The sequence below is a fragment of the Comamonas sp. FUJ_7 genome (assembly GCF_057369555.1).
Map to the genome: position 1 here is coordinate 13895 of NZ_JBXXZI010000014.1, position 21152 is coordinate 35046.

20 protein-coding genes are annotated in these 21152 nt (G+C 60.1%); 9 read left to right on the forward strand and 11 right to left on the reverse strand.

Features of this window, described 5'->3' with window-relative positions; all coding sequences use genetic code 11:
* Positions 1-5: 5 nt before the first annotated feature.
* The gene (locus AC2I9W_RS16505; RefSeq protein ID WP_486411012.1) at positions 6-1457 is read right to left on the reverse strand and encodes an AMP nucleosidase; all 1452 of its coding nucleotides are present in this window, start codon (positions 1455-1457) and stop codon (positions 6-8) included.
* 45 nt (positions 1458-1502) lie between these two features.
* Entirely contained in the window at positions 1503-3584 is a 2082-nt protein-coding gene (locus AC2I9W_RS16510) for a putative bifunctional diguanylate cyclase/phosphodiesterase (protein WP_486411013.1), read from the reverse strand.
* A 157-nt stretch (positions 3585-3741) separates the two neighbouring features.
* On the opposite strand from AC2I9W_RS16510, the gene AC2I9W_RS16515 reads away from it, so the two are divergent.
* The 3 genes from AC2I9W_RS16515 to dbpA all read left to right on the forward strand — a co-directional run bounded on the left by AC2I9W_RS16515 (position 3742) and on the right by dbpA (position 6661).
* Complete coding sequence (locus AC2I9W_RS16515; RefSeq protein ID WP_486411014.1) at positions 3742-4716, forward strand: cation diffusion facilitator family transporter; 975 nt, start codon at positions 3742-3744, stop codon at positions 4714-4716.
* A complete protein-coding gene (gene dtd / locus AC2I9W_RS16520) occupies positions 4713-5177 on the forward strand; it encodes a D-aminoacyl-tRNA deacylase (protein ID WP_486411015.1) in 465 nt (154 codons plus the stop codon). The genes AC2I9W_RS16515 and dtd overlap by 4 nt, the downstream gene beginning before the upstream one ends.
* Positions 5178-5251: 74 nt before the next feature.
* A complete protein-coding gene (gene dbpA, locus AC2I9W_RS16525; protein WP_486411016.1) occupies positions 5252-6661 on the forward strand; it encodes an ATP-dependent RNA helicase DbpA in 1410 nt (469 codons plus the stop codon).
* A gap of 102 nt (positions 6662-6763) precedes the next feature.
* Here the strand turns inward: dbpA and AC2I9W_RS16530 are convergent, their stop codons facing one another.
* Positions 6764-7528: a sulfite exporter TauE/SafE family protein gene (locus tag AC2I9W_RS16530; protein ID WP_486411017.1), complete on the reverse strand. Its 765-nt coding sequence runs from the start codon at positions 7526-7528 to the stop codon at positions 6764-6766.
* A 195-nt stretch (positions 7529-7723) separates the two neighbouring features.
* Between AC2I9W_RS16530 and AC2I9W_RS16535 the strand changes: the two genes are divergently transcribed.
* Positions 7724-8707: a Bug family tripartite tricarboxylate transporter substrate binding protein gene (locus AC2I9W_RS16535; RefSeq protein WP_486411018.1), complete on the forward strand. Its 984-nt coding sequence runs from the start codon at positions 7724-7726 to the stop codon at positions 8705-8707.
* Positions 8708-9013: 306 nt separating this feature from the next.
* Here the strand turns inward: AC2I9W_RS16535 and AC2I9W_RS16540 are convergent, their stop codons facing one another.
* Positions 9014-9379 carry a hypothetical protein gene (locus AC2I9W_RS16540; protein ID WP_486411019.1) on the reverse strand — a complete coding sequence of 122 codons (366 nt, stop codon included), beginning with the start codon at positions 9377-9379 and terminating at the stop codon, positions 9014-9016.
* 394 nt (positions 9380-9773) lie between these two features.
* Here AC2I9W_RS16540 and AC2I9W_RS16545 point away from each other — a divergent pair, with 394 nt between their 5' ends.
* A complete protein-coding gene (locus tag AC2I9W_RS16545; RefSeq protein WP_486411020.1) occupies positions 9774-10124 on the forward strand; it encodes a hypothetical protein in 351 nt (116 codons plus the stop codon).
* A gap of 334 nt (positions 10125-10458) precedes the next feature.
* Here AC2I9W_RS16545 and ybeY read toward each other — a convergent pair whose 3' ends face one another.
* Both ybeY and AC2I9W_RS16555 read right to left on the reverse strand, forming a co-directional pair.
* On the reverse strand, positions 10459-10917 hold the full coding sequence (gene ybeY / locus AC2I9W_RS16550) for an rRNA maturation RNase YbeY (protein ID WP_486411021.1): 459 nt from the start codon (positions 10915-10917) through the stop codon (positions 10459-10461).
* Positions 10918-10966: 49 nt separating this feature from the next.
* Complete coding sequence (locus AC2I9W_RS16555) at positions 10967-11971, reverse strand: PhoH family protein (protein ID WP_486411073.1); 1005 nt, start codon at positions 11969-11971, stop codon at positions 10967-10969.
* Positions 11972-12021: 50 nt separating this feature from the next.
* Between AC2I9W_RS16555 and ruvA the strand changes: the two genes are divergently transcribed.
* The gene (ruvA, locus tag AC2I9W_RS16560) at positions 12022-12597 is read left to right on the forward strand and encodes a Holliday junction branch migration protein RuvA (RefSeq protein WP_486411022.1); all 576 of its coding nucleotides are present in this window, start codon (positions 12022-12024) and stop codon (positions 12595-12597) included.
* Positions 12598-12825: 228 nt separating this feature from the next.
* Here ruvA and AC2I9W_RS16565 read toward each other — a convergent pair whose 3' ends face one another.
* On the reverse strand, positions 12826-13368 hold the full coding sequence (locus tag AC2I9W_RS16565; RefSeq protein WP_486411023.1) for a peroxiredoxin: 543 nt from the start codon (positions 13366-13368) through the stop codon (positions 12826-12828).
* A 143-nt stretch (positions 13369-13511) separates the two neighbouring features.
* On the opposite strand from AC2I9W_RS16565, the gene ruvB reads away from it, so the two are divergent.
* Entirely contained in the window at positions 13512-14618 is a 1107-nt protein-coding gene (gene ruvB / locus AC2I9W_RS16570) for a Holliday junction branch migration DNA helicase RuvB (protein ID WP_486411024.1), read from the forward strand.
* A gap of 118 nt (positions 14619-14736) precedes the next feature.
* On the opposite strand, the gene AC2I9W_RS16575 is transcribed toward ruvB, so the two are convergent.
* The 4 genes from AC2I9W_RS16575 to AC2I9W_RS16590 form a co-directional block, all read right to left on the reverse strand.
* The gene (locus tag AC2I9W_RS16575; protein ID WP_486411025.1) at positions 14737-15453 is read right to left on the reverse strand and encodes an MgtC/SapB family protein; all 717 of its coding nucleotides are present in this window, start codon (positions 15451-15453) and stop codon (positions 14737-14739) included.
* A gap of 116 nt (positions 15454-15569) precedes the next feature.
* Positions 15570-15968, reverse strand: coding sequence for a hypothetical protein (locus AC2I9W_RS16580; RefSeq protein WP_486411026.1), 399 nt, complete (start codon positions 15966-15968; stop codon positions 15570-15572).
* Between the two features lie 266 nt (positions 15969-16234).
* Positions 16235-16426, reverse strand: a complete 192-nt coding sequence (locus AC2I9W_RS16585; protein ID WP_486411027.1) for a hypothetical protein — start codon at positions 16424-16426, stop codon at positions 16235-16237.
* 500 nt (positions 16427-16926) lie between these two features.
* Positions 16927-18708 carry a lysoplasmalogenase family protein gene (locus AC2I9W_RS16590; RefSeq protein WP_486411028.1) on the reverse strand — a complete coding sequence of 594 codons (1782 nt, stop codon included), beginning with the start codon at positions 18706-18708 and terminating at the stop codon, positions 16927-16929.
* A 227-nt stretch (positions 18709-18935) separates the two neighbouring features.
* On the opposite strand from AC2I9W_RS16590, the gene AC2I9W_RS16595 reads away from it, so the two are divergent.
* Both AC2I9W_RS16595 and AC2I9W_RS16600 read left to right on the forward strand, forming a co-directional pair.
* Positions 18936-19925: a Bug family tripartite tricarboxylate transporter substrate binding protein gene (locus AC2I9W_RS16595; RefSeq protein WP_486411029.1), complete on the forward strand. Its 990-nt coding sequence runs from the start codon at positions 18936-18938 to the stop codon at positions 19923-19925.
* A gap of 3 nt (positions 19926-19928) precedes the next feature.
* Positions 19929-21149 carry a M20 aminoacylase family protein gene (locus AC2I9W_RS16600; protein WP_486411030.1) on the forward strand — a complete coding sequence of 407 codons (1221 nt, stop codon included), beginning with the start codon at positions 19929-19931 and terminating at the stop codon, positions 21147-21149.
* Positions 21150-21152 lie beyond the last annotated feature (3 nt).

Genomic DNA, 21152 nt, shown 5'->3' on the forward strand with positions numbered 1-21152 from the left:
AATGCTTACTGAAACGCCACTTCATCAAAGCTGCGCAACTTGCGACTGTGCAGTCTGTCCGTTCCGCCTTCTCGCAAGATGTCCACTGCGCGCATGCCTATGCGCAGATGCTGGTCTACACGCTCGCGATAGAAATGGTTGGCCATACCGGGCAGTTTGATCTCGCCATGTAGGGGCTTGTCGCTCACGCACAGCAAGGTGCCGTAGGGCACGCGAAAGCGGAAGCCATTGGCGGCAATGGTGGCGGATTCCATATCCAGCGCCACGGCCCGGCTTTGACTGAAGCGGCGCTGGGGAAGGTTGTCTGGCAACAATTCCCAGTTGCGGTTATCGGTGCTGGCCACGGTGCCGGTGCGCATGATGCGCTTGAGTTCGATGCGATCCATCTGCGTGACATCGGCCACGGCCTGCTGCAGGGCCACCTGAATTTCGGCCAGTGCCGGGATTGGTACCCACAGTGGCAGCTCTTCATCCAGCACATGGTCTTCGCGTACATAGGCGTGGGCCAGCACATAGTCGCCAAGCTGCTGGCTGTTGCGCAGGCCTGCGCAGTGCCCCAGCATCATCCAGGCATGGGGGCGCAGCACGGCAATATGGTCGGTAATGGTCTTGGCATTGGCTGGGCCTACGCCAATATTGACCATGGTGATGCCGCTCTTGTCGGCTCGCACCAAATGGTATCCGGGCATCTGAGGCAGGCGTGGCGGGGCGTTGCCCAGTTCATCCACGGCTTGGGCGGGCAGGCCTGTACGGCGGGTCACCACATTGCCTGGCTCGACAAAGGCAATGTATTCGCTGTCTTCCCTGGCCATCTCGGCATGGCCAAGGCGAATGAATTCATCGATGTAGAACTGGTAGTTGGTGAACAGCACAAAGTTCTGAAACCACTCGGGAGCGGTTCCTGTGTAGTGGCGCAGCCGGTGCAGCGAGTAGTCCACGCGCGGTGCGGTGAACAGCGACAGGGGCAAGGCTTCTCCGGCGGCAGCGCGCCAGGTGCCGTTGGCAATGCCGTCGTCCATGGACTCCAGGTCAGGCAGGTCAAAGACGTCGCGCATCAGCATGCGACGCTCGGGTGAGAGCGAGCCTTCGATGTGGTCGTTGTCGGCAAACGAGAAGTGAATGGGAATGGGCTTGTCGCTCAGGCCAACCTCGATGGGTACCTGATGGTGCAAGACCAGCAAGCGCAACTGCTCGCCAAAGTAGGTGGCAAACAGGTCCGGGCGCGTCAGCGTGGCCTCATAGGTACCAGGCCCTTCCACAAAGCCATAGGTCAGCTTGGTGTCCGCATGGGCCACGGTTGTGGTCTTGATGCGCACAAAGGGGTAGTAGGCGTGCACTGGGGTGGCGGGCGTCTCTCCGGCCACAAAGCGCTGCATGGCGGCGCGCAGGTGCTCGATCTGCTCGCGATACAGCTGCTGCACATGGGCCAGAGCCTGAGGGGCGTCCATATGAAACATGCTGCTGCTTTTATGCGAGGGTGTATATGTATTCGGGGCCATGCACTATTGTCTTTGTAGCAATTGACAGCGTTGCGACATCCAGGCCGAGGCGCTTTCGGCTGGTAATGGCGCTGACACGAGAAACCCCTGCATCATGGCACAGCCCATTTTTTGCAGCAGCTTTTGCTGCTCCGTGTTTTCCACGCCTTCGGCCAGCACCTCGAGGTGCAGGCTTTGCCCCATCTGCACAATGGCGTTGACGATGGCGGTGGCATCCGGGTTGTGCGGCAGGTCTGCGACAAAAGAGCGATCGATCTTGAGTCGGTCTATAGGGTGCTTGCGCAAATAGGCTAGCGATGAGTAGCCGGTGCCGAAGTCGTCAATGGCCAGCCCTACTCCCAGTGCTTTGAGCGAATGCAGGGTTTGCTGCATCTGAGTGTTGGAGAGCATCAGCGTGGTCTCGGTGACCTCGATATGCAGGTAACGCGCTTCTAGCCCTGATTCCGTCAGAGCCTGTGAGACCTCTTGCACAACATCTCGTTGGCTGAACTCTTGTGCTGACAGGTTGACCGATACGGGAATGCAAGGAAATCCAGCCAGTTGCCAGCTGCGCGCCTGGAGGCAGGCTTGGCTGAGGACCCAGCGGTCTATGGCGGCAATCAGCCCCCGGTTTTCGGCAAGGCCGATGAATTCATCGGGCGAGACCAGGCCGCGATGAGGGTGCTTCCAGCGCACCAAGGCTTCAAAGCCTGCCAGCTCGCCTGTCGCAATCATGGCTTGTGGTTGGTAATGCAGCTCGAACTCACCGTGCTCCACGGCGTTGCGCAGCATTTGCTCCTGCATCAGCATGCGGGTCGCCCGGCTCTCCAGTGCCGGCGTGTAGAACTGGGAGAGGCTTCGGCCGCGGCCCTTGGCCATTTGCTGGGCAGCCTCGGCATTGCTCAGCAAGGCCTCAAGGCACTGACCATCCTTGGGGTACATGGCAATGCCCACGCTCAGTGAGACGACCAACTGAGTTTCATCGACCAAATAGGGCGCTTCTACGGCATCGCGCAACTGAGACACGAGCGCTTCTGTCTCCAGCAAGCTGGGGTTGTCGCACAGCACGATGACGAAATCGTCACCGCCAGTGCGCGCCACGATATCCTGCGGACGCAGCGTGGTTCTAAGGCGCTGAGCCAGCTCGCACAGCATCAGGTCTCCAGCTCTGTGACTCAGTGAGTCATTGACGGACTTGAACTGGTCCAGGTCCAAGGACAGTACTGCCAGCCGCGACTCTAGGCTGGCAGCCTTTTTGATGGCATCAGCCAGCAACTGGTTCAGGTGCGCACGGTTGGGCAGGTGGGTTAGAAGGTCATGCTGAGCCAGAAAGTCCAGGCGCTGGCGCGTGCGCAGACTGTCCGTCAGGTCGCGCAGCACGACGATGCGGTGATTTTCTCTTTCATCCGGCATGGTCTTGGCCTCAACCTCCACGGGGATGAGGCTTCCATTCTTGTGAACGATGACGGATTCAAAGCGCTCTTCACGCTCTCCGCGCATGTTTTGCAAGGCAAGCAGCTTTTCTTCGGAAGAGACGTAGTCAAGAATAGGCGTGCCACGCAGCTCCTGCAGTGAGTAGCCAGACAGGCGCGAGAGTGCGTCGTTGCCATCGAGAATCAGGCCGTCACGATGGAGCACGATGGCCTCGGTGGTGATTGCTGCAAAGCGACGCATGCGCTCTTCGCTGTCGCGCATCTGCTGGGCGACAAAGTGATGGTGACTGACATCGGTCATCAGCGCTACCACGCCTTTGAGCGCACCATTTTCTTCGTGGGGCCGCAACACTGTCTCCAGATGTCGTGTACGACCTGCCCAGCTCTCAATCTGGTGGGTATAGCGCAGCGTCTGGGCCTTGTTACGACCAATGGCGTCGAGGTAAGGCTCGATCTGGGGCCAGTTGGATTCGCCCACAATATCGCTGAGGCTGAGGCCCACGATGGAATGTGGTTTGTAGCCAAAGTGCTCTGCATAACTGGCATTGGCGAAGCGGCAGGTACGACTGTCGGCATCGAAGTAGGCCAGCATGGCGGGCGCGGTGTCCGCTACCAGCCTGAGGATGGCATCCTCTTCTTCTTCAGGAGGCGGTGCTGTCAACGTATCAGCCATGTGCCTTGCCATTGTGTGGACCCTCATAGGGCAAACAGGTGAAGCCGAAATGTGACAAGGCCCACCTGATAAAGGATTTTGAGTTGTTTGACGTACAACCGGCAACGATTTTGACATTTTCAGATGATTGCGGGTATCAGGCCTGCAGGACGTGACCATGCTCAAGCCCAACGCTTTAACTTCTTCGCAATGGATGCAGCCAGACAATCTGCTGCGCATTTCTGTGGTGGTGGCTTTGCTCACCATTGTTCTCAAGACACTGGCCTGGTGGCTGACGGGCTCGGTTGGACTGCTGTCCGATGCGCTGGAGTCCTTTGTAAACCTGGCGGGAGCCATGTTCGCGCTGACCATGGTGACGGTGGCCAAGCGTCCGGCGGATACCGAGCACCCCTACGGGCATTACAAGGCCGAGTACTTCTCGGCGAGCTTTGAGGGTGTACTGGTCATCGGCGCCAGTCTGGCGATTGCCTGGGCGGCCTTGTCGCGCTTGTGGAACCCGCAGCCGCTGGAGCAATTGAGCTGGGGCCTGCTGCTGTCTTTGCTGAGCACGGTTTTCAATGGCTTGCTGGCTTGGGTCATGCTGAGGTCGGCGCGCGTATATCGTTCCATGGCGCTGGTGGGGGATGCCAAGCATTTGCTGACCGATGTCTGGACCTCGGTGGGCGTCGTGGTGGGCTTGATGGCCGCCGCCTGGACGGGCTGGCTGTGGGTGGACGCACTGGTGGCGCTGGCCGTGGCCGTGCATATATGCGTGCAAGGCGTGCAACTGGTCTGGCAGTCTGCACAAGGGCTGATGGACCAGGCGCTGGATGCGCCCCAGCGCCTCACGATAGACAACCTGCTGGAAAGCTTCACCCAGCGCAATCCTGGGGTGAGTTTTGACAACATCTCCAGCCGTCAGGCCGGTGAGCGCAGCTTTGTGGACTTCCACATGCATGTTCCGGGGGGATGGAGTGTTCAGAGGGCGGCACAATTGCGCTCTGAAATTGAGGCCGGGTTGCTGGAGGCCGTTCCAGGCCTTTACGCACGTATTGAGCTGCTGCCCCTGGGCATGAGTACCGTCAGCGAAGTGACGGATGCGGAGCTGGGCAGCGAGGCACCAAGCCCTGCAAAGGAAGATTCAGAGACATGATGAGTGTGATTCAGCGCGTGAAAAATGCGCGTGTGGAAGTCGAAGGTCAGGTCATTGGCCAGATCGAACAAGGCCTGCTGGCGCTGGTCTGCGCCGAAAAAGGCGATACCGAAGCCGAGGCCGACAAGCTGCTGGCCAAGATGCTCAAGCTGCGCATCTTCAGCGACGAGGCCGGCAAGATGAACAAAAGCGTGCAAGACGTGGGCGGCGGCCTGCTCATCGTCAGCCAGTTCACGCTGGCGGCCGACACCAGGGGCGGCAACCGCCCCAGCTTCACCGCTGCCGCTGCACCCGATGAGGGCCGCCGCCTCTATGACTACTTTGTGCAGCAGGCCCGTGCAGCCCACCCCGTGGTGCAGACCGGCAAGTTTGCCGCTGACATGCAGGTGCATCTGGTCAACGACGGGCCGATCACCATTCCCATGCGCATGGAGCCTCAGGCGCTGGCCGCACAGGGCTGATGCCCCAGAATCCTCAGGGGCCAAGCCTGTGCAGATCGGTGGTGAATGGAGCAGGGCCGGGATAATCCTGCCCCATGAACACCTCCACCAGCGCCGCCAAGGCCACTGATTCCACCGCTTTCTCGGCGCTGCCCCTGTCCCCTGAAATGTTGGCCAATCTCCAGCAGCTCGGCTATGCGCAGATGACGCCGATCCAGGCCGCCAGCCTGCCGCTGACCCTGCAGGGCAAGGACCTGATTGCCCAGGCCAGCACCGGCAGCGGCAAGACCGCCGCCTTTGGCCTGCCCATGGTCGATCGCCTCAACCCTCGCTGGTTTGCCGTGCAGGCTCTGGTGCTGTGTCCCACACGAGAGCTGGCCGATCAGGTCGCCACTGAAATTCGCCGCCTGGCGCGTGCGCAGGACAATATCAAGGTCGTCACCGTCTATGGCGGCGTGCCCTCGCGCAACCAGATCGCCTCGCTGGAAAACGGCGCCCACATCGTCGTCGGTACACCCGGCCGCGTGATGGATTTGATGGAGCGCGGCAAGCTCGATATCAGCAACCTCAAGACACTGGTGCTGGACGAAGCCGATCGCATGCTGGACATGGGCTTTTTCGCCGACATCGTCACCGTGGCCGAGCAATGCCCCGCTGACCGCCAGACCCTGCTGTTCTCGGCCACCTACCCTGAAGGCATTGCTAATCTGGCCAACCGCTTCATGCGTGACCCGCAGACCGTCAGGGTTGCCACCCAGCACAGCAGCAACAAAATTGAGCAGCGCTGGTACGAAGTGGGTGCTCGCGAAAAAGTGAGCACGGTGGCCAAGCTGCTGGCGCACTTCCGCCCCGAATCGACGATTGCCTTTTGCAACACCAAGCAGCAATGCCGCGATGTGGTGGGCGAGTTGCAGTCTCAGGGCTTTAGCGCTTTGGCTCTGTTTGGCGAGCTGGAGCAGCGTGAACGTGACGAGGTGCTGGTGCAGTTTGCCAACAAGAGCTGCAGCGTGCTGGTCGCCACCGATGTAGCGGCCCGTGGCCTCGATATTGCCGATCTGTCTGCCGTGATTAACGTCGATGTGACGCCGGATTCCGAAGTGCATATCCACCGCATTGGCCGCACAGGCCGCGGCGACGCCGAAGGTCTGGCGCTGAATCTGGTCAGCATGGACGAGATGGGCAGTGTGGGCAAGATCGAGCAGCTGCAAGGCCGTGCCTCGCAGTTCTATCCTGTGGATGAACTGACCCCTGCCGCCGGTGGCGAGCTGCTGCCCCCGATGATGACCATCCAGATCATCGGTGGCCGCAAAGAGAAGATTCGCGCCGGTGATGTGATGGGTGCCATGTGCGCCGACTTCGGCTACAGCCGCGACCAGATCGGCAAGATCAGCGTCAATGATTTTTCCACCTATGTGGCGGTGGACCGCAAGATTGCAGCGCAGGCTTGCGCCAAGCTCAACAATGGTCGCGTCAAGGGCAAGACGGTGAAGGCACGTCTGTTGTAAAAATATCTGTCTAATTGGCCTTTGACGCTTGTCCATCAAGCGCTGAGTGCTCATAAAAAGCCTTCTCAGGCCGAGAAGGCTTTTTGTTTTGAGCGGTGGTGCTCAGCCCTTGGCAAAAAACAGCGCCGCCATCACCAGTCCCGTAGCCACAATGCCCCAGCGCAGAATATGTGCGGGGATCTTGCGGGCCACGCGCGCGCCCAGATAGCCGCCCAGCGTGGCGGCCACCATCATGATGATGGCCTGCTGCCACTGCACAATTCCGCCCACGGCGTAGATGGCCACGGCAATCGCGGTCAGCAGGGCGGAGACCAGATTTTTCATGCCATTCATGGCGTTGAGCGAGGTCTGACCCAGCAGGCCGAACAGGGCCAGCAGCAAAATGCCCAGCCCGCCATTGAAATAGCCGCCGTAGATGGCGACGATCAGCATGCCGACGGCGGCCTTGGTGGCGGAGGCTGCCGCGGCGTCCGCATTCTTGCCCGAAGCCCAGGCGCGCAGCTGCGGCCCAAAGGCAAACATGGCCGTGGCGGCCAGCAGCAGCCAGGGCACGACCTTGCGGAAAGTGGCATCGGGCGTGAACAGCAGCAGCGCGGCGCCGGCCGATCCTCCAATCAGCGACAGCAGCACTACCTGCTTCATCGACAGGCCGGGCGGGGACTGCATATCGTCCTTGAAGCCCCAGGCGCCAGCCATATAGCCGGGCAGCAGGGCCACGGTGCCCGTGGCATTGGCAACCACGGGTGGCACGCCCGTAAAGACCAGTGCGGGTAAGGTCAGAAAGCTGCCGCCGCCGGCCACGGCATTGAGCGCGCCGGCGGTAAAGGCCGCCACCAGCAGCAGGGCGAGATGGCCCAGATCTTCCATGTTGTTGTCTCCTGATTTTGTAAAGCAGCTTGGTGCTGCGTCTTGTTGTGTGCCGATCTTAGTGTGGCGCTGCGCGGTGCTTGCAATAGCAAGCGGTGTTGCTTATTATTTTTTGAAATAAAAAAATACGAAAACAGTATTTTGAAGAATAAACAATTGTTTTGACAATCAACTCCTTAGTTAAGGAGTTTTGCCGTGAATCTGCCCCGTTTCCTCTCTCGCACTGCTTGGGTCATGCTGGCTGCAACCTGTGTGTCGGGCGCAGCCATGGCGCAGCAGCCGGACTTTCCTGCGCGCTCGGTCAAGCTGGTCGTGGCCAATGGCCCCGGCAGCGCCCCCGACCTGCTGGCCCGCCAGCTGGGCAATGTCGTGGGCAAGGACTGGAAACAGGCTGTGGTGGTGGAGAACAAGGGCGCAGCAGGCGGCGTCTCGGCCGTGGATGCCGTGGTCAAGGCCCAGCCCGATGGCTACACCTTGCTGGTGGGCGGTGACAGCGCCATCACCATCATGCCCAATGTTCAGCGCAATCTGCCCTATGACGTCAAAAACGACTTGCTGCCCGTGACCAAGCTGGGCCAGTCCGACTTTGTGCTGGTGGCCAACCCCAAAAAGGGCTTCAAGAACGTGCAGGACTTTGTGAGCTACGCCAAGGCTCACCCCGGCAAGATCAACTATGCGTCGTCCGGCACAGGCGGCGCCCAGCATCTGGCCATGGAGCAGTTCAAGCAGCGTGCGGGCTTTTTTGCCACGCATATTCCTTATCGCGGTGGCCCCCAGGGTTTGCAGGATGTGCTGGCCGGTCAGGTCGATGTGATGCTGATTGCCATCGCGCCTGCGCTCACGCAGATTCAAAGCGGCAAGCTCACGGCGCTGGCCGTTTCCGGCCTGCAGCGCCATGCCCTGCTGCCCCAGGTTCAGACTTTGGCCGAGAGCTACAAAGGCTTTGAAGCCGGTGCCTGGTTTGGACTGTTTGCCCCCAAGGGCACGCCCGCTGCCGTGGTGCAGGCTATTGCCCAGGACACCGACAAGGCGCTGAAAGCCCCCGAGCTGCGCAAGAGCCTGCTTCAGCAAGGCATCACGCCTGTGGGTGAAGGCCAGCAAGTCTTTGCCAAGCAGATCAAGACCGAAGATGTGCGCGTGGCGCAGCTGGTGCGCACCATTGGTTTGAGCGTGGAGTGAGAGCTGCGGCTGGTCTCAGCTGCTATTTCGTCGACTTGTTAAAAATGCCCAGAACTCATGCGAGTTGCTGGGCATTTTTGTCGCTGCAAAGAGGGATGAAGTTAGCACGGGGCCGTTTGTGCTTGTCTCTGGCTGAACCAGAGCTGACCTTTATTGAAATAGAGAAAACAGAACGTAGATTGCCGTCAGAAGCCAAGTGATTTATTCGCTGCAACCACGCTTTCGGACGTTATCGGGACCAGTTCCACGCGCCTCCACACCCGGGTAGTGACGCTGGCTGAGTACACAAGCTGTCTAACAACTGCGTCAAGCCGCGACAAGATAAGGCAGACCAAAGCTGAAGAGTGCCACCCCCACCAATACCCAAGTCAAACCCGTCACGATGCGCGCCACTTTGTGCCGCCAGGCGTGCTCAGCTGGCGCTGCCTGTTCCTGCGATGACTGCGCGAGTCTTAGTTGCCTGATCATAAAACCCAACCCAATAAAACTGACCACCACAGCGCCAAACAACCATGGATGTTCGCCTGGCAGAAATCCGCGTAGATATTCACCGTGGTTCGACAGCGTAGCCTCCCAATGGGCGGGAATCACGGCGCCATTTGCCCTGGCCTCTTCTGCAGGGGTTGAGGCAACAAAAGCGATGAGCAGATAAAAGCTTAAAAATGATGGCACTGCCAGCAGTAGCTCCAGGCCGTGAGTCCAAGGGAATGGAAGACGTTTGAAAATGATGTAGCCCCTGTTTTATGGAGTTCTCAGCCCGCCTGATTAGGCGGTCCTTTTTTGCTCAGTGCCTCGTACCCGTCTTGCTCGTATTGCATGGACTGAGAGAGCCTAAGCTGCGAATGCAGTCTGTGGGAATTATAGAAGGCCATCCAGTTCATGATGGCAGGTTTCGCTTACTCCAGGGTAGTGAAGCGGTGGCCTTGTACACAAGCAGTTGGGCTGCTGTTGGTCACATATCAGCCAAGATTAGCAAAGGCAAGCGAATGACTGCTCATGGCCGTTAGCTGATGCTCGATAAGTAAAAATATCAGTCGCTACAAATTTCTAACTCGTTCACCGCCACATGGACAACCTGCTTAAGATTTTTCTGTTTCCACTATTGTGGTTCGCGGTCGCCGCTGCACTACTTTTCATACTTGCGGGCGCCTATGTTCGGGCTTTGCTTCTGGCCGCGCGTCTGCGTGGACTACTTAGGGTTTCACTTTCTGCCTTGCTTTGGCTGATGTTCAGTGCCGCTTTCGTTACTCCCATGTGCCTATGGCTGCTCATTGCTCGCCTGTACCTTCCTGCCTCCCTAGAACTCCCACCATTGCTCTGGCCATTGTTCTGCTTCGGCATGTGTTTTGTGGCGGTGTATCGCCCGATCAAACTTCGTCTACCTGAGTTACAGGCTGCGGGTTTCTTTCGTCAATGACAGCTAACACTTGCTCTGGGGCAGGCTATGACAGCCGACCCGCAACCGATGCTGTTGCCTTGAGCTAGCTGCCAAACAGAACTCCGACTCACATTACCTAGTTTGTGGTTGTGCAAGCGAAAAACTATAGGCAATGATTCCCTTGCCCATTCTTGTTGGGCGACCGCTCCTGGCCGCTCAGAGGCCGCCAACCGTACTTTGTCTGAGGTAATTGCTCTTATAAAAAGAGCTGCATGCGCAAGTCAATCAAGGAGTTCAAGGCTTATTCGCTTTGAATAGCAAGAAAGACCAGCGCAGGCAGCTCTGCTTTCAGGAGCTTGATCCGGAATAGTGCTTATTGGGCGTACGGGTCTTCGTAACCCAGCTCTTTCATGATGTCGGTCTCATAGGCTTCCATCTCTTCGGCGTCTTGCTCGCTGGTTTCGTGGTCCCAACCCTGGGCGTGCAGCGTGCCGTGCACCAGCAGGTGGGCGTAGTGCTCTTCCAGCGTCTTGTTCTGCTCCTTGGCTTCGCGCTCCACCACGGGGGCGCAGAGCACCAGGTCGGCCATCACGGTGGGTTCCTGCTGATAGTCAAAGGTCAGCACATTGGTGGCGTAGTCTTTTTTGCGGTAGGCGAGATTGAGCTTGTGGCCTTCCTCGGCATCGACGATGCGCACGGTGATCTCGGCATCCACGGCCAGCGCATGGCGAACCCAGCGCGTGACATTGGCGCGGCTGAGCAGCTCGCGGTGGGCAGTGGCTTCAGCGCTGTCGCCAAACTGCAAAGACAGTTGCAATTGATTTAAGGTCATTTTGGCTTTTAGCCCTTGCTGAGCAAGCGCTAGTAGCTATGAATTTTGATTAAAGCTCGTCGGCCGATGGCAAAGGGCGAACGGTGCGGGTACGGGGCTTGGGAGCCGATGTGCCCTGAGAGACACGGCCATGGGCGTCATAGGCATCCACAATGCGGGCCACCAGCGGGTGACGCACCACGTCGGCACTGGTGAAGTGGTTGATGGAGATGCCCTTGACGCGGCGCAGCACGCGCTCGGCATCGACCAGGCCGCTGGGGGCGCCCTTGGGCAGGTCGATCTGGCTGACGTCGCCCGTGACCACGGCCTTGGCGCCAAAGCCGATGCGGGTGAGGAACATTTTCATCTGCTCGGGCGTGGTGTTCTGGGCTTCGTCCAGAATCACAAAGGCGTTGTTCAGCGTGCGCCCGCGCATAAAGGCCAGCGGGGCGATTTCCAGCGCATTGCGCTCAAAAGCCTTCTGTACTTTTTCGTAGCCCATGAGGTCGTAGAGCGCGTCATACAGAGGGCGCAGATACGGGTCGACCTTCTGCGTCAGGTCGCCGGGCAGAAAGCCCAGACGCTCGCCGGCTTCCACGGCAGGGCGGGTCAGCACAATGCGTTGCACGGCGCTGCGCTCCAGCGCATCGACGGCGCAGGCCACAGCCAGATAGGTCTTGCCGGTGCCGGCAGGGCCGATGCCAAAGGTGATGTCGTGCTTGGCGATGTTTTCCAGATATAGCGCCTGATTGGGCGTGCGGGCACGCAGGTCGGCGCGGCGCGTGGTCAGCTGCGGTGCGCAGATGTCGGCTTCGAGCATCTCGGCATCGCCCGCCAGCATGAGTTGCAGGGTATCTTCGGCAATGGCATCGTCCGCGATTTCGTAGAGCGCCTGCAGCAGCTCCAGCGCTTCATTGGTCTTGGCCTTGGAGCCATCGATCTTGAACTGCTCGTGGCGGTGGGCAATCTTGACGCCCATGGCGATTTCGATGGTGCGCAGATGCGCGTCTGCCGGGCCGCAAAGATGGCTCAGGCGCGTGTTGTTATGGGGAGTGAAGGTGTGGCGCAGGATCACGCGGATAATTTCTCGCAAAGAATCGCCGCACGGTGCGGCAAAGGATTTCAATGATAGGCAAATTGACGGGAACGCTGCTCGAAAAAAACCCGCCAGAGGTTCTGGTGGACTGCGGCGGTGTGGGCTATGAAGTGCAGGTGCCCATGAGCACCTTCTACAACCTGCCCGCCAACGGCGCCAAGGTGGCGCTACTGACCCACTTTGTGGTGCGCGAAGACGCGCAGCTGCTGTTTGGCTTTGCCACGGTCAGAGAGCGTCAGACTTTTCGCGAACTCATCAAAATTACCGGCATTGGCCCGCGCATGGCGCTGGCCGTCTTGAGCGGCATGAGCATTGATGATCTCGCGGAAGCGGTATCACAGCAGGAAGCAGGGCGATTGGTCAAAGTGCCCGGCATCGGCAAGAAAACGGCCGAGCGATTGCTGCTGGAGCTCAAGGGCAAAATTGGCGCTGATACGGGTGCGCAGTCGCTGTTTGCCAATAACAATGACCAGAACGATATTCAGCAGGCGCTGATGGCGCTGGGCTACTCGGACAAGGAAGCTTCTGCGGCACTCAAGAAGCTACCGCCGGATGTGGGGGTGTCCGAAGGTATCAAGCTTGCTTTGAAGGCATTGACGAAGTAGCAGGGCACCTCCTGAGGCGCTGCGTGCCTTCCCCTCTCTGCTTCGCGGAGGGGGACGACGCCTTCGCTGCGAGGCGGCTCTTGCTTGGCGTCTCTGGAGCAAGGGGCGGTTTTAAGCGCTGTGGGGTGTGGAAAGTTTGCCGGGTTCATGGGCTTTTTTCGGCGGTCTGGCGGCTGAAAATAAAGCATGAAATACCCATCAAACGATTGATGGGTAAGCGGTGACAGCTCATTTTTTGATATTGCTCTGCAGCTGTCTGACGGCAGTCTGGGTCTGCTGGACATGGGCCATGGGGTCGCTGCTGACGAGGGCGAATTTCACCTTGCCGTCCTGCCCAATCACATAAGAGATGCGGTCGGCCATGGCCGGGTTGGCGGCGGCAGCGGCGTCGTAGGCCTTGATGGTTTGCGCTTTTGGGTCAGAGGCCACGGCGAATTGGTCGCGGCAGGCTTCGGTGGAGAAGCGCTTGAGCGTGTCGATATCGTCATGCGACATGCCCACCACCGTGGCATTCATGGCCTTGAACTGGGGTGTAGCCTCGGCAAATGCATGGGCTTCCACCGTACAGCCACGGGTAAAGGCTTTGGGGAAGAAGTACAGCACCACCGGCCCTTTTTGCAGAGCAGCCTTCATATCAAAGTCAAACGCCTTGCCTGCCACGGCGGCGGGCGTGCTGAAGTTGGGGGCGTTGTCGCCCACCTTGAGTGCGGCTTGGGCGGTGGCCGTCAGGCAAAGCAGGGCGGCCGTGCAGGCCAGAGTGTGAAAACGCATGGGAAACCTCCTGAAATCCATGGCAGTCATTGTGCGCAAGTAGCGGCTGAGCTTGCCGCGAGTGCGAATATCAACTGTGGGATTTTGTTTAACCCTGTATTTTTAATCAGTGCTTATCTTGGGCTTGGGGCACAATTGCCGCCATGACGATTCAAATGGACGAATTTGCGGCCAGCCCCGCTCCCGCCAGAGCCGCGCGCAAGGCGCGTGCTGTGGCATCTGAAGCCGAGGCCAGCGAGCCACGCATGGTGTCAGCCGGGCATTCGACCATGGGCGAAGAGGCGCTGGAGCGCGCGCTGCGTCCCAAGCAGCTTGACGAATATGTGGGTCAGGCCAAGGCGCGCGAGCAGCTGGAAATCTTCATTGGTGCGGCCAAAAAGCGCAGCGAGGCGCTGGACCATGTGCTGCTGTTTGGCCCGCCCGGCCTGGGCAAGACCACGTTGTCCCACATCATTGCGGCCGAGCTGGGGGTGAACCTGCGCCAGACCAGTGGCCCGGTGCTAGAAAAGCCCAAGGATCTGGCGGCGCTGCTCACCAATCTTGAGCCCAACGATGTGCTGTTCATCGACGAGATTCACCGTCTCTCGCCCGTGGTCGAGGAAATCCTCTATCCGGCGCTGGAGGACTATCAGATCGACATCATGATCGGCGAAGGACCGGCGGCACGCTCTATCAAGCTTGATCTGCAGCCCTTCACACTGGTGGGCGCCACTACGCGCGCTGGCATGCTCACCAACCCGCTGCGCGACCGCTTTGGCATTGTGGCGCGGCTGGAGTTTTATACGTCCGAGGAGCTGTCGCGCATCGTCAAGCGCAGCGCGGGTTTGCTGAACGCACCGATTGATGCGGAAGGCTGCTTTGAGATTGCGCGCCGCTCACGTGGCACGCCGCGTATTGCCAACCGCCTGCTGCGCCGTGTGCGCGACTATGCCGATGTGAAAGGCGATGGCCGCATCACCCGCGAGATTGCCGACAAGGCGCTGGCCATGCTGGACGTGGACCCGCAAGGCTTTGACATCATGGACCGCAAGCTGCTCGAAGCCGTGGTGCACCGCTTTGATGGCGGCCCGGTGGGCCTGGACAATATCGCGGCCAGCATTGGCGAGGAGTCCGGCACCATCGAAGATGTGATCGAGCCTTATCTGATTCAGCAAGGCTTTTTGCAGCGCACACCGCGCGGTCGCATGGCGACGAAGGCTGCGTATCTGCATCTGGGCCTGCAGGCGCCCGCAGACGATTCATCGGCGTAAAGCCAGGAAGCGACGCAAAAAACTGGCGCACTCCAAGCGAGAGACATCGAGCAAGGGCCGCCCCGCAGCGAAGATGTCGTCCCCCTGGGGGGAAGCCGCAAAGCGGCTCAGGGGGGAGTTAATTTTGCGGTCCTGCGTTCCAAAACGCCTGTACCACACCGGGCATGGCTTCGATCTGTGCCAGCACCTGATCCAGCTCCTCGGCATGAACTGCCGTGGCAAACAACTCGGCCTCCACTTCGCAGCTATTGGGCGGAATATCGTGCTTGGAGACCGTGCGCACCGGGTAGTTGGCGGCCTCCAGCAACTCCTGCATGCGCTCGCGCACATCGGCCTGTACTTCGCGCTGGCAAATAGCGTAGACGTAGTAGGTCGCTTCACTGGCGTGCTCTGCGACGGGGTGGCGGTTGATGTAGTTGACCACGGGACGCAGCAAGGTATTGCTGGCCAACACGAACAGGGTGGCAATACCGGCCTCGGGCAACATACCCGCTCCCGCGCAGGCGCCCACGGCGGCAGAGCCCCACAAAGTGGCCGCAGTGTTCAGGCCGGTGATGTTCGCGCCTTCCTTCATGATGGCGCCCGCGCCCAGAAAGCCCACGCCCGAGACCACATAGGAGATCACGCGGGTGGAGCCATCCGCGCCAGAGATGCGCATGGCCAGATCGACGAATACGGCAGCGCCTACGGCCACCAGGGTGTTGGTGCGCAGACCCGCCGTGCGCTGGCGAATCTGGCGCTCAAGGCCAATGATGCTGCCGCAGACAAAGGCCACCAGCAGGCACAGGATGGTGTTCAGCGTCGAGAGCAGATGAAAGTTTTGCAGGGATTGCATGCGATGAACTTTTATTCTTGATTAGGTGGTCGCCAGGCGGTGCTTCTGCTGTATGGCTCAATGAAAGAGCATAGGGTTTTCAGATGACAGCAGCGGGGCCTTTTGGTGGCAGTGCATCAGCCTTGCCGCAGCGCACGGTACAAGTTGCGCAGCCAGGTGCTGGGGCGGGCCTTTTTCAGGCGAGCCGAGGTGCTGGTCGATGCGTTGGCCGATGACCCGGCGGATGCGCCGCTGCAAAGCCATTGCTTGCGGGCATACCGAGGCAGGTGGCGGAGCACGGATTCGCGCTGGCAGGGCTCCAGCAGGGACAGTACATCATCGCGCTGACGCGCTGGCAGGGCGGCGAGCACGGAGGCGAATTCGGCCGTGCTCTCTGCATTGCGGTGGTTTGATCCCAGGTGGCGCAGCACCTCGGTGTGGCGAAGCTCCAGTGCGCGGACCACGGCTCTTTGCAGGCCTTGTGGTGCGGCATGGGGATGAGTGGGAAGCAGCTTGCGCTGCAGAAGGCGTTGCATGGGCTAACTCCTTGATGGCCATGAAGGCCGGAGTCAGCCTGGGACTTCAGTCCGCGGCTTTGACGATACCGGCCCTGAGGGCGTGTGAAAACAATGGGTGCGCGCCCTGGCTTGGGCCAGCGAACACGCACGCAGCAATGGCGGGCACCTGCGCATATGCAGCAGCGGTGCAGCAAGATCGGCTAGGGTCGGGGTCCATGCGTGTTCCTCGATGGTTTGAAAAATCCCCGTGCCCAAGTCGGCGCGGGACCGGTCATGCGTGCAGCTCAGTCGGCGCGGCGGTGAGCGCGCTGCGTGAGCAAAAAGCTGCGAATGCGATGCGTGGGCCAGTGGGTTTGGGCATCGAGCTCGGCTGCTTGCTCCATAGCCTGTGGCGTTTGCGCAGAGCGAACCACGGAAGACTGGGCTGAGCCTTGGCGGCGCAACTGGCAGATGAGGCGGTTGAGTTGATGGCGCATGGCGTACTCCTTCTTGTCGAGCAGGAACGGAACGCACAAGTTCTCAACAGGTTCTTTGGAATGCCGCAAAAACGGCACGCTAAAGGCGTTGATTTTTCAGTGATGCACAGACCCAAAATCGCCAGGCATCAGCAGATGCAGGCAGATGAAAACAGTCTGGAAAATCGGGGGCGCGAGGCATGGAGCGGGTGGGTCGATGACGACTCCCGCTCTGAAGAGAGTCTGTCAGCGAACCAGCTTCGCAGCCATTGCGGCAAGCGATAAATCACTGGTTGAACTGGCACTGTCCACGTGGGGACTCCTGAAATGGCAATCGGGGGATTATCTCTGCACAGGCTCATCGGGTCAACCCTTAGAGGTTCCTCGCAGAGTGTGCTCATGGGATCAGGGCAAGATTTGTGCGCAGTCTGGTGATGGCACAGGCCGCAGGGCGGCGAGGCAAGAAGATCAGTATTCCAGCAAGGCAGTCGTCCTAAAGCAAAGAGGCTTTCTTGCAGGTTTCAGGCTGGATTTGTGTCGCCGGGGCCAGTGCGCAAAGTGGTCACCATGCCATGCACGATCAGAGCCTGGGCCAGGTAATAGGTGCTGAGAACGCCTATGGCAGACCAGGGCAGGGGCTTCACAAAACGGTTGATGGCCAGCAGAGAGTCACTGAGCATGAAGAGGCCCGATCCCAGCGCGACGAGCAGCGACGCTGGCGTGCGCAGTTGGTGATGGCGGCTCCATGCCTGTGCAGCCATCAACGCGATGATGGCGACGTAGGCGGCGACGGGAAGGCGCAGTGCGGTGGGCAGGCCGTTCGCCCATAAAAACGCATACATGGCGCAGCCTGTGACGGCGCAAAGAAGCAGCGAGGGGCGATGGGAAAACCAGCGCGCATCTGCGCCGAAAAGAACGATGTAGCAGACATGGGCCAGCAAAAAGCTGACCAGGCCGGGGATGAAAAGGCTGGATGAAAAGTGACCATCCAGCATTAGGAATATATCGCCACCCAAAGAGAAAACAATAGCTGCCAGCAGAAGGAAAGTCTGCTTTGTAGATGGTTTTAGGCCTGAATTGAAGGTGTTGCGTGCGCTGGCAGCTATGTAGATGAGAGCAAGCACCATGGTTGCCGGCTTGAACAACCAGTGCCACTGCTGCAGCCCCAGTGCAGCAGTGGCGGTGGCCAGAGCACCGCTTTGCAGCATCAGTGCAAGCCAGGGGCTGATGCGCGCTTGCAGCGTGGCGCCCAGCGTCCATTGCGCGGTCAGCAGCACGCCAAAGCCGATCAGGTTGTGGGAAAGCGGCGATTGGTCGGCCTGCCAGAGAAAAGCAGCTGTCCCGGTCAGTAGTGCCAGAAACTGCAAGCTGGCAAACCAGCGCAGCGCTTTGCTCAGAGGCGGGGCGTAGATGATGCGATGTTCGTCCAGGTCAAAGTCCGGGCGGGGAAAGCGTTGGGCTACATCGGCAGGCCGCCAGCCCGGCGGCTTGAACCAGATGCGAAGCTTGTCCGGCCAGTTGCGGGCATGCCAGCTGTCGTGTGCCAGTTGGTGATAGACGGTGAAATTCGCCCAGACAGGGTCCCAGCTTTTGAGCAGCCCCCGCGTGCCGTAGACGCAGGGCTCGCTCTCGTCTTCTTCTTTGTACGTGCCAAAGATGCGGTCCCAGACAATGAGAATGCCGCCGTAGTTCTTGTCCAGATACCGGTCGTTGACGGCGTGGTGCACGCGGTGATTGCTGGGCGCGCAGAACCAGCGGTCAAACCAGCCCAGCTTCTTGACCTGCTCGGTATGCACCCAGAACTGGTAGAGCAGATCGATCAGCCCGACCACGGCAAACACCAGCGGCGGCACGCCAGCCAAGGCCATGGGTAGATAGAAAATCCAGCCCAGCAGGGCACCCGAGCTGGTCTGGCGCAGCGCCGTCGAGAGGTTGTAGGCCTGACTCTGGTGATGCACGGCGTGCGCCGCCCAGAGCACGCCCACTTCGTGGCCCCTGCGGTGCAGCCAGTAGTAGCAAAAATCGTAGAAAACCAGGGCCAGCAGCCAGCCCGGCAGGCTCATCCAGAACGCATCGGCCTCGAGCAGCGCCACATGGCTGGCAACGGCGGTGTAAATGCCCAGCGTCAGCAGCTTGGTGAAGACCGCGCTGGTCTGACTGAGGATGCCCAGGTTCAGCGAGCTGATGGCATCGGCCAGCGCATAGGCATTGCGACCGCGCCTGAGGCTGATGGCCCACTCCACGGCCATCAGCACCAAAAATACGGGCGTGGCCACAACAATGATCTGACTGGGAGAAAGCATGGTCTTGGATTCTGGGCTGGCCTGCAGTCAGCGGGCTTGGCGGCAACCCTAGGGCGCTGTGAACGAGGTTTGGGTTGGTGGTCTAGGGGTGAATGAGGATTGCTAAGTAATTTCAGTTATGGCAGTGATTTTGCCGTCGGCAGATAATCGAAGACTGACTAACCTGCCGCCTTGCTGTGCCGCCGTTTGCGCTGGTGCTGGCAGGGCTGCATTTTTGCTGCCTGCCCATGACCACATCTCGTCGCACTTTTGTTGCCGCCGCTGCCTTGGCTGCGGCTGGCGTTTCTGCCCCTGCACTGGCTGCGGGCGACGCCTGGCCCGCTGCCAAGCCCATCACGCTGATCGTTCCCTTCAGCGCCGGCGGCAATGTGGACACCACGGCCCGCCTGATCGGCCAGAAACTGGGCGAGCGCCTCAAGCAGTCCATCGTCATCGACAACATGCCAGGTGCTGGCGGCGTGCTGGGTGTGAGCAAGGCCGTCAAGGCCCCGGCCGACGGCTACACCTTGCTCATGGGCTTTGACGGCCCCATCAGCATTGCCCAGCTGGTGAACTCTGCCGTCAAGTACGACGCGGAAAAAGATCTGGCTCCCGTGGGGCTGGTGACGATTGCACCTGTGGTGGCCGTGGCCCGTCCCGGCCTGCCTGCGCACAACCTCAGCGAACTGATTGCGCTGGCCCGCTCCAAACCCGGATCGCTGACTTACGCCACCTCGGGCGTGGGCACCATGCTGCACCTGTCCATGGAAATGCTGCAAGAGCGCGCCAAGATCAAGCTGGTGCATGTGCCCTACCGTGGCGGTGCGCAGATCACCAGCGATGTAATGGGCGGACAGGTCGATGTGGGCATGCTGGTGACCACCAGCGCCACCCCCATGATTCAGCAGAAAAAGCTCGAAGGCCTGGGCGTGACATCGGCACAGCGCATTGACTCCATCCCCAATGTGCCGACCTTTGGCGAAACCCCTGAGCTCAAGGGCTTTGACCTCAACACCTGGACGGGCCTGTTTGCACCCGCCAAGACGCCGCAGGCCGTTGTGACGCGCCTGGCCACCGAGCTCGATGCTGTGCTCAAGATGCCCGATGTGAAAAAGCGCCTGGAAGACGGTGGTGCAACACCGGGCTCCGGCACGCCGGCCAGCTTTGCCCAGTTCCTGAAGAAGGAAAAAGCGGGTTACGCGCAAATCGTGAAATCAGCCCATATTCAGGCGGAATAAGTCATGGTGACTCCGCTGAATCCCGTGCATCACGCACTGCCGGATTTGCCGGTGCTGCCCGAAGTGGCAGCCATTGCGCAGGACATGCTGGCCCTGCGCCACGATCTGCATGCCCACCCCGAGCTGGCCTATGAAGAGCACCGCACGGGCGATATCGTGGCTGCCAAGCTGGCCGAATGGGGCTACACCGTGCACCGCGGTCTGGGCGATACCGGCGTGGTGGGCCAGTTGCGCTGCGGTGACCATGAAGGTGGCAAGCGTTTAGGTTTGCGCGCCGATATGGATGCGCTGCCGATCCGTGAAACCACGGGCCTGCCTTACGCCAGCCGCCATGAAGGCAAGATGCACGCCTGCGGGCATGACGGCCACACGGCCACGCTGCTGACGGCGGCCAAAGTCATTGCAGAGCGCAAAGACCAGCTGAACGGCACCATCAATCTGATTTTTCAGCCGGCCGAAGAAGGCCACGGTGGCGCGCAGAAGATGGTCGACCAGGGGCTGTTCGATCTGTTCCCCTGCGATGCGCTCTATGCCTTTCACAACGAGCCCGGCTACCCCGCTGGCCAGTTCGGCTTTCGCTCGGGCGTGATGTATTCCAGCTCGGACACGGCCATCATCACCATCCGCGGCAAGGGCGGCCACGGTGCCATGCCGCATGTGGCGGTGGACCCCATCGTCGTCGCCTCGCACCTGGTGCTGGCGCTGCAGACTATTCGCTCGCGCGAGATCGACCCCAACGACATGGCCGTGGTCAGCATTGGCGCGATTCATGCGGGCGATGCGCCCAATGTGATTCCTGAAACCTGCGAGCTGCGCGTGACCATCCGTGCGCGCTGCCCTGAGGTGCGCCAGCAGCTGCGTGAGCGCATCACTGCCATGGCGCACGCCCAGGCGGCGGTGCACCGCGCCACGGCTGAGGTGGATTACAAATGGCGTTACCCGCCCGTCATGAATGACGTGGCTGCTACCGATTTTGCAGTGGGGGTAGCTCGCGAATTTTTGGGCGATGAATGGCTGATTCCCGATCTGCAGCCACTGCAGGCCAGCGATGACTTCGCCATCATGCTGAACGCCGTTCCCGGCAACTACTTCATCGTCGGCAACGGCATGGGTGAGGGCGGCTGCATGGTGCACAACGCGGCCTATGACTTCAACGACAACCTGCTGCCCGTGACCGCTTCGTACTGGGTGAAGCTGGCTGAAGCATATCTGCGCCGCGACTGAGAT